12 protein-coding genes are annotated in these 11,518 nt (G+C 37.4%); 3 read left to right on the top strand and 9 right to left on the bottom strand.

The features are described 5' to 3' along the window. Positions 1 to 66 precede the first annotated feature (66 nt). The 8 genes from EK417_RS09505 to EK417_RS09470 form a co-directional block, all read right to left on the bottom strand. The gene (locus EK417_RS09505; RefSeq protein WP_136522047.1) at positions 67 to 1,257 is read right to left on the bottom strand and encodes a phage tail-like protein; all 1,191 of its coding nucleotides are present in this window, start codon (positions 1,255 to 1,257) and stop codon (positions 67 to 69) included. Between the two features lie 648 nt (positions 1,258 to 1,905). After that, positions 1,906 to 2,916: a trypsin-like serine peptidase gene (locus EK417_RS09500; protein WP_076595097.1), complete on the bottom strand. Its 1,011-nt coding sequence runs from the start codon at positions 2,914 to 2,916 to the stop codon at positions 1,906 to 1,908. Positions 2,917 to 2,989: 73 nt separating this feature from the next. Beyond that, positions 2,990 to 3,835 carry a caspase family protein gene (locus EK417_RS09495; RefSeq protein ID WP_136522046.1) on the bottom strand — a complete coding sequence of 282 codons (846 nt, stop codon included), beginning with the start codon at positions 3,833 to 3,835 and terminating at the stop codon, positions 2,990 to 2,992. 263 nt (positions 3,836 to 4,098) lie between these two features. Beyond that, complete coding sequence (locus tag EK417_RS09490) at positions 4,099 to 4,743, bottom strand: response regulator transcription factor (RefSeq protein ID WP_076595095.1); 645 nt, start codon at positions 4,741 to 4,743, stop codon at positions 4,099 to 4,101. Beyond that, positions 4,740 to 5,510 (bottom strand): sensor histidine kinase, encoded by a 771-nt coding sequence (locus tag EK417_RS09485; protein ID WP_110368443.1) that lies wholly within the window; start codon positions 5,508 to 5,510, stop codon positions 4,740 to 4,742. The genes EK417_RS09490 and EK417_RS09485 overlap by 4 nt, the downstream gene beginning before the upstream one ends. An 11-nt stretch (positions 5,511 to 5,521) precedes the next feature. Further along, a complete protein-coding gene (locus EK417_RS09480; protein ID WP_136522045.1) occupies positions 5,522 to 6,166 on the bottom strand; it encodes a hypothetical protein in 645 nt (214 codons plus the stop codon). A gap of 12 nt (positions 6,167 to 6,178) precedes the next feature. Then, on the bottom strand, positions 6,179 to 6,733 hold the full coding sequence (locus EK417_RS09475; RefSeq protein WP_136522044.1) for a hypothetical protein: 555 nt from the start codon (positions 6,731 to 6,733) through the stop codon (positions 6,179 to 6,181). A gap of 302 nt (positions 6,734 to 7,035) precedes the next feature. Next, a complete protein-coding gene (locus EK417_RS09470) occupies positions 7,036 to 7,860 on the bottom strand; it encodes a universal stress protein (RefSeq protein WP_136522043.1) in 825 nt (274 codons plus the stop codon). Between the two features lie 229 nt (positions 7,861 to 8,089). Between EK417_RS09470 and EK417_RS09465 the strand changes: the two genes are divergently transcribed. Together EK417_RS09465 and EK417_RS09460 are read left to right on the top strand one after the other, a co-directional pair. Beyond that, a complete protein-coding gene (locus EK417_RS09465) occupies positions 8,090 to 9,208 on the top strand; it encodes a sensor histidine kinase (RefSeq protein ID WP_136522042.1) in 1,119 nt (372 codons plus the stop codon). After that, positions 9,205 to 9,969: a LytR/AlgR family response regulator transcription factor gene (locus EK417_RS09460; protein ID WP_136522041.1), complete on the top strand. Its 765-nt coding sequence runs from the start codon at positions 9,205 to 9,207 to the stop codon at positions 9,967 to 9,969. Before EK417_RS09465 ends, EK417_RS09460 begins: the two co-directional genes overlap by 4 nt. Positions 9,970 to 10,193: 224 nt before the next feature. Here EK417_RS09460 and EK417_RS21540 read toward each other — a convergent pair whose 3' ends face one another. Beyond that, positions 10,194 to 10,325, bottom strand: a complete 132-nt coding sequence (locus tag EK417_RS21540; protein WP_262484559.1) for a hypothetical protein — start codon at positions 10,323 to 10,325, stop codon at positions 10,194 to 10,196. A 44-nt stretch (positions 10,326 to 10,369) separates the two neighbouring features. Between EK417_RS21540 and EK417_RS09455 the strand changes: the two genes are divergently transcribed. Continuing rightward, positions 10,370 to 11,491 carry an efflux RND transporter periplasmic adaptor subunit gene (locus EK417_RS09455; protein WP_136522040.1) on the top strand — a complete coding sequence of 374 codons (1,122 nt, stop codon included), beginning with the start codon at positions 10,370 to 10,372 and terminating at the stop codon, positions 11,489 to 11,491. The last annotated feature ends 27 nt before the right edge of the window (positions 11,492 to 11,518 follow it).

Below are 11,518 nucleotides of genomic sequence, written 5' to 3'. Positions count from 1 at the left end.
ATCCAAGCCTTAACTTTTTAACTTACACACTTTTCGGAATAGTGTCAAATTTAAACAGATTGAAAATTAATTTTTTGTTAATCTTAAAAAAAGCTTGTTTTTCCCGCCGCTGATGCCAATTTCGGAACTTACAACAATGTCAGCTTCTGTAGTGAAAGATCTTAGATTGCCTGTTGTTTTATCTACAAGTACAGTTGTAATTACAGCTCCTTCAGTATTATTAGTGCCACCAAAATCATACATTACGCTCCATGTATCTTGTAATAGGTTTGTATTTTTGATAGAGTATGTTCCACTGTTGCCGCTTCCTGAACCTACTCCCCAATATGAATAAGATATCATGACTTGATTGGCACCATATTTTTGTTTAACTTCAAGTTTTTGACTTGCCGTGGTTCCGTTGTATCTTACGCAGAAATTTCCCCCATCAAAACAGGTTACAGAAGCAGTAGGAGTTGTTCCGTCAATATTATATCCTGCAGAGGTTGTGCTTCCAGAAGGTGTAACTGTTCCAGCGCCAATATTAGACGTAGTACATGGTAGTCCTGTGTAAAATGGGATTAAAGTGGAATTAATTTCGATGTTACTTTCTGAGGGTGAACTTACCGTCGGAGTTCCTGTCACCGAAAAATAAAGATAACCATTACCTATGGCCAATGTTCCTGGATTTAATTTAAAAAGCAAACCGTTCATCGTAGTGGTTGTTCCTCCTGCGTAATTTCCACCGTTTCCATCAGAATATGGAATGGCCAGAGTTCCTGTATATGGCACACCTGAAGTATAAGTTGGAGGATTAAGAGATGCTGATCCACAGTTAATTTGTGATAATAAAGGGGAAACAAGGGTAGAGTTTTGGAAAGATCTCCACTCAGAGCCATTCCAAAATACATATCCAATGTAAGAAAGTCCGGCTGCGCCCGTATTGTATACCAAAAGCCCATTAGCGGGTGATGCTATTGTTGTTGTATCTGTAGCACTTGTTAAAGCAACTCTTGGCAAAAGTACTCCTTTATCTGGTGCAGTAATGTCCAAAACTGATGAGGCCGAAGGCTGAACAGTTCCTATTCCAACGACTCCTTCAGAGGTCACTATAAAATCATTTGACTGTTGTGTAGGTATAGGGAGTCCTGAAGAAGGATTGTCTTTTGCTCCATCTACGTGAAAAGTTCCTTGAGGATTTGTTGTATTAATTCCCACTTGTCCTAGCAAGCTGCTATAGACTGAAAGTATTGTTGCTATCGATAATATTTTTTTCATAGTATTTTAATTATTCTTTTTCATAAAGCTTTGATTTATGACATAAAAAACAGGAAAGAATTTTTATTCAAATTATATACACTCATTCACTTGGAAATAAGTTATTCCATTATCATATATTATTAATACTTTGGCTGGATTGGGTATCCTTATTAATTTGAGTATTTGTTATTGGATTTAACAGAAATAGGTTTTATTGTTCTTGCACATGAGCAGGAAGCACTATAAGGATGCTGGAAGAATCAAGTGACGCTAAAACAATACCCACCTGATTATACGTATAAAGAGTACAAAAAGCTCTCCTAAGTAAAATCATTATTTTTATCATTTGTGTATTATAATTGTTCTTTATTTTAAAGATTATTATGGAAACAAAATTAGAATTTCGGGTAAACAAAACAAATAGTAGATTTACATCATTTTTATTTGTTACTTAAAGCCATATAGATAATGAAAAATAAATGTAACTTTTTTCAGGAGCAATCAATCCATTGAACGTTTGCAATTTTCCTTTGTCCATTATTGTCAATATTTATCTCATGAAAAATTATACTGATGAGCATTATGTACAGAAAATTTCTTCAGTGATAAATAATAATCCCGGCCGCCTTCAAAGGCGGCCGGGGTTATTGAGGCTAAAAAACTGGATTAAGGATGTTCATTTCTCGCTCTGATGACCAGATTGACTAAATCTGAGCCGCCACTTGCAAAATTATCGCTTGGATTATGCGCGCTTTGAGTCGCTACAGCATACGGAGAGCCGTCCCAATATCCCCAGAAAGGGCCTCCGCTTTGTCCGGGCCATATATCAGCTTTATGGCTCATGCTTTCGTTGTCATCGGCACTCCAGAAATCTCCATCCAGGGCAATACCAGTCTGGTAGGTTGGTCGTTGCGTTCCTGTAAGGTCTCCCGGATAGCCTGCGTGGGTCCAGTAGGCGCCTCCGTCCCATGAATCGGAATAGGATTTTGAACCGAGCCATCCTGTGCTGTTTCCGATAGGTCTGTCCAATACAATCACTACATAATCATATTGTATTTCTGTAGAGTCAATAGAAGGTCCGGCAACTTTATATTTGTAGTACGTTAAGGTACCCCAGGCAGTTCCGTAAGGAGCACTTCCGTTGTAATACATCGGAGTGAATTTCAGCCATCCTGTTGTATTATTAGGCTGCCAGTCAACGATATGAGAACACGTAAGAAGGTGTCTTGGGCCAATCATCACGCCGCTTCCTGAACCGAGAGAGCTTTCTACTCTGCCAACACATCTCCATGGATAAGCAGTAGAATTATATACTTTTCTTTGATCTGCTCCGAAAATAGTTCTTGCATTCTCTGGAGTAAGGAAAGAATCCCTTTCAATGAATTTGGGTTTACGGTCTCTTTTCGGTTCAAGCTTTGGATTGTACTCAAAATCAGCATGGTTAGGGTAGAAGTGATCCGTTTCCAGTGCTCGGTTTTCTGCTGTTTTTTCGTCCATAGGCATTCCTATTGTTTTCATCCCTTTAGGAAAAGTTCTTCCGTTAATGGTTTCCATAGCGGGAGCCAGCTTAAATAGTTTTTCAACTGTTTCAGGTTTTTCTGCCGATTTTGCTTTAACATTTCGGAGTCTTGACACTTCTTCAGCGGTCATTGGGTTGTTGTTTTCAATTTTTGACATGATTATTATTTTTAATCTGGTATATTCCTACTCTTTTGATGGCTTTTCGGATTCCGCCGGTAATGGTTATTGGTTAAGTGAATATTTTTTGTGAAAATTCTGCAGTGATGCTTTCTGTCTGGTTGATCTGGGCTGCTCCCATAGCAGCCAGTGCCATAGCAACTTGTTTATCAAGCGTTTTTCGGACGATGTTTCCATTGGTAGCACGCAATATTTTACAGAAATGATAGGTGAAATACCCTCGTATTTGTCCGCTCATATTGCCTTCCATTGATACCTGGTTGTCTTTCGCTGCAGCCCATAATGTATGATTCATTCCGGCAACAGGAACGAGAGCCTTAGTAAGCACAGTTGATTTTTTTGAACTTTTAGAAACTTCCATTTCACTGGCGTAAGTCATATAAAATTCATCCTCAAGCATAGGAGGAATGTAACGGGCGGTTTCGTTGAGAAAATCTGCTTCCAGCCCCAGATCTATTTTTCGGGTTCCTGTTCCGGAGTAACAGCAATCAAAGATAACCTCCATATTCACCCCTGCTTTTAGCTTGCTGAGAACTGCTTTAAAATCATCATCACGAATAACTCCACTACTGGCATAATCGTGCGGACAGACCGCTTCGTCCAGACCATCCAGTTCAAGATCAGATCCGATATTGGCCACTCTGGTTCCGTGTCCTGAATAATAAAAAACCAGAGAATCTCCTTTTACACTTGTGCTGATCATGGATTTCAGATAGTTCAATATATTCGCTCTTGTTGCATTTTGATTGGTCAGGATTTTAATCTTCGCGGGACTAAAACCACAGATCACCAACGTATTTGCCATATCTCGCGCATCATTTACACAGCCATTAAGGTCCGGACCTCCGTATCCTATGGGTGCATAATCATTAATTCCTACAATAAGTGCTTTTTTCATTGTATTAGTTTTAAAAATATTCCCTACTCTGTTCCGGCTTTTCGGGTGCTGCCTTTCTGTGTTTTTTTCTATGACAAAATTCCGTCATTCTGAAAGACAAAAACAGAGGGAAAAACTGTATTTTGAAAAAGGAAAAACACCTTTTTTGTTTGCATATGAGTGAGTTATGTAATGAAAATCCGGCAGCTTGAAAAGCTGCCGGATAGGTAAATAGAATGTAAAGATGTTTATTTTTCTGGTAATAAATAAGATTAAAAATTAAGTTAGCACAGATCATGTTTCAAAGCAAAAAGTACCAGACCTGCTCTGTTTTTTATATCCAGCTTTACAAAAACCGAGTCTCTGTAGCCGTCAATTGTTTTTGGGCTGAGGCACATTTTGTCAGCTATTTCTTTGTAAGTGAGTTCACTGCAGGCCCATTTGATAAATTCTTTCTCCCTGTCTTTCAGCTCGGAAAGTAAAGAGGCATTTTTAGCTTCTTCTGTTTTTACTTTCAATAACTTTTGAGCCACAAAATCAGTATAAAAGCTGCCTTTTTCAAATACCGTATCAATAGCCTGGAAAAGAATGGAGGGCTGCATGTCTTTCAGCAGATAGCCTTTAGCGCCTGCCTTTAACATTTTAATCAGTATTCTTTCATCATCATCCATTGTCAGGGCAATGACTTTAATATCAGGGTAATGTTCTGTAAGCCATTCTGTAGTTTCTATACCATTTTTATAAGGCATATTAACATCCATCAGTACCACAGCTGGTAATTCAGAAGCCTTTTCCACATCTGCAATAAATTCTTCTCCATTGGGATGATTCATAATGACCCGATATTGAGTATTTTCTGTGATCATATTCTCCAGTGCTTTGGAGATTAAAGTATGATCATCAACGATCGCTATGGGAATAGTTTTCATAATAAATTTTTATGATAGGTTATCAAGGTTTGTGTTCCTTTATTCAGTTCTGATTGTATAGACAGTTCAGCATGAATCAGTTTGGCTCTCAGCTCCATGTTTTTTAATCCTGAGCCATCCTGAATGCTGTTGGTATCAAAGCCTCTTCCGTTGTCGGAGATACTGATGTGTAATTTTTCACAGTCATCCTCCATTTGTATGGAAACATTTTTAGCTCTGGAATGTTTCAGCACATTGTTGATGCTTTCCTGGATAATCCTGAAGAGGATCAGGCCATGTTTTGGAGAAATATCAATATCCTGTTTTTGAGTGATGAATTCTATTTGTAATAAATTCAGTTTTTTAATCCTCTGAACCTCTCTTTCAATGGATTCTGCCAGTCCGAAATGAATGATCTGTTCAGTGATTAATGTTTTAGACAGGTTTCTTATGTCCTGTATACATTCTCCCAATAATTCATTCAGCTCGATGAGGTCTTCTTTTTCTGAATTCCGGAGCTTGGTAATCAGCTGGTTTTGGCGCAAACGAACTACGGAAAGCTTCTGACCCAGATCATCATGCAATTCCTGGCCGATATAATTAAGAGTCTGTTCTTTCATTTCTACCTGTGAAGTGGCCAGTTCCTTTTCAAACCGTAGGTCTTTTTCTTTTTGTTCAATCAGCAGCGTTGTTTTTTTCTTGATAAAGACCGCATAAATGAAGATCATTGTTAAAACGATGATAAATAAAGTAACCGTAAAGATGATGACCAGATTATTCTCTTCCATTTGAAAAGGATTTATCTTATTCTTTCCTGTTTGTTCCAGATTAAACCTAATATGAGTATCCCATTACTGATCAGATTCAGCATAAATAAAATAAAGAAATAAATAGTCTCCGAAACAGTAGTTCTGAAAAAAAATATCGGAATACTTCCAATGAAAAATAGTAGTAAAGCTACTGATATCCAGAATGGTAAATAGTTTTTAATTTCTAGTATTTTATCGGAGTTAAAAGTTTGGTACAGAAACAAAATAATTGAAAATAGTAACAGAAGAATATCTACATACAGCATAGTAAAAGAAAAATGATGAAGCAGATCATCTTCTGTGTAAAACATAACCACAATATTGAGAAAAAAAAGAAACAGAATGATGGCCTGTATCTTTTTGAGTATCGGAACATACAGTAATTGGTAATAATAAAATAAGTATAGAAAGAATACGATCATTAAAAAGCCAATTACATAAAATATATCCGTAGGCAGATTGGTCAGCCTGAAATAGAAGTAACAGGAAACATCAATCAGGGAAAACAACATATATCCTATGATAAAAAATAAATTCTCCTTTCCGGTTTTTCTATATTTTATAATCATTAGAATCATCACGACAATGGATATGACGATCGATATCTGTTTCCCTGTTTCAATATTCCAGTTCATAATTTTGTATTTTTATGGCATTGTTCCTGACAATGTTTTTGGCGGCGGCGCCAGATTGGTCATGTTCATAGATTCTATAGAAGATACATCTGTATTTTCTTCGGTGGCAGCTGACCTGGACATCGCTTTCTCCCTTTCTCTTTTTTGGGTCGTAGGAACTAAAAATATAGTCTGATAGCCTGCATATTCGGGTTTTGCCATTCTGTTTTTAGGATGATTCATCGGGTATTTCCCCATATAAATTCTGATTCCTGGATTTTTTAATTTTTGTTTTCTGGCATTTTCTTTTACGTATTTAATATATCCTTCCATATCTTCCAGCGAGAACCAGTACCATCGTGAATCGGGTTCGCCGTTTCTGTACTTCATGAGAATTTCATGATTGGTTCTGGTATATTCATCAAAAAGAACCCGGCCTTCACGATAGCTGATCAGTTTCTTTTTATAACTATTGCTAACGGGTTCTTTAGGTGGTTCGGAGCAACCGGTACAGCTTAGCAGGCAAAAAGCCAGAGTAAGCGCTGCACACAAGGGAGTTAAAATCTTAGTAAAAAAGTAAGTTTTCATTTTTATGGTGTTTAATTTATTGAACAAAATTAGCTAACGGCACAACTATAAAAAAGAGGGAAAACACTGTTTTTTATCCTTTACTAAATTTACGACTTTTTGATATTCAGGGGGATAGTATGTACTGGTTTATTTTTATAAAATATTCCCATTGTATCGGTCATCATAAATAAGTCTTATGATATTTTGCTTAAAAAAAGACCGGAAAGTTAATTTCCGGTCCTGCTAAACAAGATTAAGTGTAAAATTTAGCCTTTACAGGCAAAAGGATAATTCAAATGTGAACAGATTTTTATTGATTCTTAATCTATGTTTAAGGGAATTGATAGTAATGGTATTTTATTCTTATAGGCCATGATGGCTGTTTTGCTTCTATGGAAAAGAGATTCTACAAAATTGTATTGATAAGGAATCATGGTTAAAAGGTCTGGGCTGCTCAGTCTTATTTCCTCTTCAATCGCCTTAATCACTTCGATAGATTGAATCATTTTAAAGCTGTATTTAATATCATCCAGATCATACCCGGAATTCAGGTCGATATCATGAATAACCTCAGTAAAATCTTCTAAACTTTCACTTACATTGAAAACCTCAACTTCAGCATTAAAATCATTAATGAAATAATAAATGTCATTCATAGAAGACCAGGTCATACTTTTGTGCGTATCATATGCAAAAAGAATTTTTCTGATCCCTGTGTATTCTATGTGCGCAGGAACAATGAGTATTGGTTTTTTAATTCTGTGAATTGCCTTCGTTACACGGTTTCCTAAAAGCTTTTGTTCCAAAGTTTTCTCCGCCATTCCCATCACGACAAAATCACATCCGCATAGCTGTATACATTTTTCAAGCTCTTCAATAAAATTACCGGAAGCCAGATGATATTGGGTTTCAACAGCATATAATCTTTTAAGCTCCGCGGCCTTATCCTCTATTTTTTTCTGATTTTTAAGCGTTTGAGCGTAGAAAAAATCAGCTGAAACCTGTGCGTTCAGAGCATGGATGGAAACAGTTTGAAGATTGAAAAGCACAATCCTGTATGTATTTTCTTTAGCCATAGAAGAAGCATAATGAGTGGCGTTTTCAGCTTCCTGGGAAAAATCTGTGCAGACAATTATTGTTTTCATTGTACCGGATTTAATACCACAAAACTATGATAGACCGTCATTACCTTACTATAAAAATAGGGTGATGTTGCATAAAATGATGATGAAATGTCTTTTTCAGGTGATGAACCGTCACATTCATTTTAACGCTGCTATTTTACGTTTCAGGTATCGTTTTGGCGGTCTCGTCTAAAATAGAAGATACTCATAGAAAATCTATTTCTATATTTACATTCATAAAGTCCCGGATATGAATAGGATTTCTACCATCAGAAAAAATATAGTACGGAATAAGAAGATTCTTTCCACCATGAAAAGAAGGCTGGTGATCTGGGCGGTTGCAGTGGTTACCTTCTGTGTTTTCTCTTACCTTATCGATCCCTTTGATCCCGTTTGGAAAGGCTATCTGGATGCTCCGCTAAAGATGATTCTGGAAGATGCTACATGGATTATCTTTTTTTCAATCATTATTTCGGAGGTAAGTATATTTATAGACAGAACACTCAATAAGTGGCTTCCCTGGAGAAACAGGACCATAAAGCGATTGTTCATCCAATGTTTGCTTCAGATCGTGGGAAGTGTTTTGATTGTGATTATTATTAATGCAATCGTAGACGGTACTTCAGTCACGTTACCTGAGATGGATACCCGCAAAGAATATACACTTCTGGGACAATGGATTGCAACTAATATTGTCATATCATTGATTATCAGTGCGTTTAATACCGTGGATTATTTATTGGAAAACTGGAAAAAAACAGCAGTAGAAGCTGCCCAGCACAAACTGAGAGCTTCCAAACATAAACAGGCAGCCATGGCAGCAGAGCTTCAGGCTCTTAAGCTTCAGATAGATCCCCATTTTATTTTCAATAACTTAAGTGTTCTTTCTGAGCTTATTCTGGAAGATCAACAGTTAGGTTACGATTATTCCGAGAAATTTGCGAGAGTATACCGGTACCTGCTGGTTAATTCCAAAAAAGACATAATCGCAGTAGAAGAGGAATTGAAGTTTTTAGAATCCTACATCTTTCTGATTGAAAAAAGAATAGGTGAAGGCGTTATATTCAAAATAGATATTCAGGAAGAGTACAGATCCAGATTTACCCTTCCGCTGTCTTTACAGTTGCTTGTTGAAAATGCTATTAAGCATAATCAGACATCCAAAGTAAACCCTCTGGAAATTCACGTTTATACAAACCCTGAAGGAGAGCTGGTAGTCTCTAATACATTTCTGCCTTTGATCAATAAGCCGGATTCCTCAGGAGTAGGGCTTACCAATATCATTGCACGGTACGAAATCTTAGGATATCCTAAACCTGTGATAGAAAAAACTGAAGATAAATTTATTGTAAAACTCCCATTGATATGAAGATTAATAAAGTTTTAATCGTTGAAGACGAAAGACCCAATGCAGACAGATTAAAAAGACTGTTGTTGAAGTTAAGACCCCATATTGAAATCCTGTCCGTGGAAGATTCAATAACCTCAGCAGTACACTGGCTGGAAAATAATGTCGTTCCCGACGTGATCATGATGGATGTACGCCTTGCCGATGGCCTCAGCTTTGAAATATTTAATAAGCATGAAGTTAAAAGTGCAGTCATATTCACCACAGCCTATGATGAATATGCAGTACAGGCATTCAAATACAACAGTGTAGATTACCTTCTGAAACCTATCGAGGAAGAAGAACTGGATGCTGCTTTAAAACGCTACGAGACCTTTATGGAAGCCGTTCCGGTAGTAGGAACAGCTATTGAGGGACTTCTTAATTATATCCAGCCTAAAGACTACAGAAAACGTTTTCTGATTGCCCATAGAGACGGATATAAAACCGTTTTGGCGGAAGACATCCTATACTTCTATACCGAATTGGGAATCAGCAAAGCCATGCTGAATACCGGAGTCGTTGAGAATGTTCCGCAAACCCTTGAAGAACTTGAAAAACAGTTGGATCCTAAATTCTTTTTCCGCGCCAACAGACAATTTATTATTCATATCAATTCCGTAAAGCAGATTTTTAATCATTTTAATGGAAAATTAAAACTGGAGCTGAGGAAACACCCTGAGATGGAAGTCATTGTAAGCAGAGAAAAAGCTTCCATTTTCAAATCCTGGATGGATTATTAATTTCATAAAAATACAGACAAGACTGTCTCAAAAGTCAAATAATTTGACCTATGTCATTCTGACGAAGGAAGAATCTCATTAATATCCAAATACATGAGATTCTTCACTACATTTATGAACTTCGTTCGCAGACTTTCAGTCTGTGTTCAGAATGACACTTTTGAGACACCCTCTTTTTCGTTTTACTTGTGAAATCCATTAGTTTATCCTTAATAATTTCACTCTTATTTCCACATGAAAATCTCTTTTTTATCATAATTATAAAGGAAAATAGCTTCTTTCCTTTCATTTTTCCTATCATACGTTTCACCTGCGATTAATGACACTTCACCCAACTTCTGAATGAATATCACCATAAGATGAAGTTATTTTGCTCCTGTAAAATTTAAAAACCAATGTTATGAATTACAGAAAAGGATATCTGGTACTTTCTCTTACTGCAGCAGCGATATTGTACTCATGCGGTTCCGGGAACGGCCAGGAAAATGCCCAGCAGATGCAGCAGGCATTGCCCACAGATTTTATCCAGGTGAAGGCCGGAGATGCAGACGTGTCTACAGGATATCCAGGAAGCATAGAAGGGCAGGACAATGTGGATATTAAAGCGCAGGTGACTGGTTATCTGGAAGCAGTATATATCAAAGAAGGACAGTATGTGAGCAAAGGACAGACCCTTTTCAGAATAAGCCCATCCGTATACAATGAGCAGGTAAATACCAACGAAGCAGCCTTGAAATCAGCGTTGGCTGCACAGGAAACAGCAAAACTTGAAGTAGAAAAACTGAAACCTCTGGTAGAAGGAAAAGTAGTTTCCGAGATGCAGCTGAAAACCGCACAGGCAAATTATAAAGCAGCATCAGCGCAGGTAGCACAGGCACAGTCATCATTGGGGTCATCAAAAATCAATGCCAGTTTTACCTACATCAAAGCACCGGTGAGTGGGTACATAGGAAGGATTCCAAACAGAGTAGGAAACCTCATCAGTCCGTCTGATGCTTCTCCTTTGACAACACTTTCAAGCATAAACAGCGTGAATGTGTATTTCTCAATGAATGAAGCTGATTTTATTGCCCACAGCAGAGCATCGGCATCAGGAAATACAGCAGAAAATGTAGAGCTTATTCTGGCAGACGGTTCCACCTATTCTCTTAAAGGAAAACTTGAACATGCCAGCGGAAACTTCGACAGAAATACCGGAAGTATTCAGATGAAAGCCGTTTTTCAAAATCCGGATAAACTATTAAGAGCCGGAGGAACAGCCAGAGTGATGATTCACAATGTCTTAAATGGTGTGGTTAAACTTCCGAAAACATCCGTGAAAGATATTCAGGACAGATTCTTTGTCTATAAACTGAATGGTAAGGATAAAGTGAAAATGACTCAGATTACCGTTTCAGGAAGTACATCGCAGGATTATTTTATCAAAGAAGGAGTGAATGCAGGAGATAAGATTGCCATTAACAGAATTGATGCTCTTATAGACGGAGCACAGGTGGTGGCACATACCGTCCCTTTGAAATAGTTGTATAACCATTCTTAGAAAATTCAA

The sequence above is a fragment of the Chryseobacterium candidae genome, from assembly GCF_004916905.1.
GTDB lineage: Bacteria > Bacteroidota > Bacteroidia > Flavobacteriales > Weeksellaceae > Chryseobacterium > Chryseobacterium candidae.
This window is presented reverse-complemented; position numbering and strand designations above follow the sequence as displayed.

Excerpts from the sequence above, each read along its gene's own strand:
- EK417_RS09470 (WP_136522043.1), bottom strand. The coding sequence starts at position 7,860 with ATGAAAACAATAATTGTCTGCACAGATTTTTCCCAGGAAGCTGAAAAC.
- EK417_RS09455 (WP_136522040.1), top strand. The coding sequence starts at position 10,370 with ATGAATTACAGAAAAGGATATCTGGTACTTTCTCTTACTGCAGCAGCG.
- EK417_RS09490 (WP_076595095.1), bottom strand. The coding sequence starts at position 4,743 with ATGAAAACTATTCCCATAGCGATCGTTGATGATCATACTTTAATCTCC.
- EK417_RS09500 (WP_076595097.1), bottom strand. The coding sequence starts at position 2,916 with ATGTCAAAAATTGAAAACAACAACCCAATGACCGCTGAAGAAGTGTCA.
- EK417_RS09495 (WP_136522046.1), bottom strand. The coding sequence starts at position 3,835 with ATGAAAAAAGCACTTATTGTAGGAATTAATGATTATGCACCCATAGGA.
- EK417_RS09460 (WP_136522041.1), top strand. The coding sequence starts at position 9,205 with ATGAAGATTAATAAAGTTTTAATCGTTGAAGACGAAAGACCCAATGCA.
- EK417_RS09465 (WP_136522042.1), top strand. The coding sequence starts at position 8,090 with ATGAATAGGATTTCTACCATCAGAAAAAATATAGTACGGAATAAGAAG.
- EK417_RS09505 (WP_136522047.1), bottom strand. The coding sequence starts at position 1,257 with ATGAAAAAAATATTATCGATAGCAACAATACTTTCAGTCTATAGCAGC.
- EK417_RS09480 (WP_136522045.1), bottom strand. The coding sequence starts at position 6,166 with ATGAACTGGAATATTGAAACAGGGAAACAGATATCGATCGTCATATCC.
- EK417_RS21540 (WP_262484559.1), bottom strand. The coding sequence starts at position 10,325 with ATGGTGATATTCATTCAGAAGTTGGGTGAAGTGTCATTAATCGCAGGT.
- EK417_RS09485 (WP_110368443.1), bottom strand. The coding sequence starts at position 5,510 with ATGGAAGAGAATAATCTGGTCATCATCTTTACGGTTACTTTATTTATC.
- EK417_RS09475 (WP_136522044.1), bottom strand. The coding sequence starts at position 6,733 with ATGAAAACTTACTTTTTTACTAAGATTTTAACTCCCTTGTGTGCAGCG.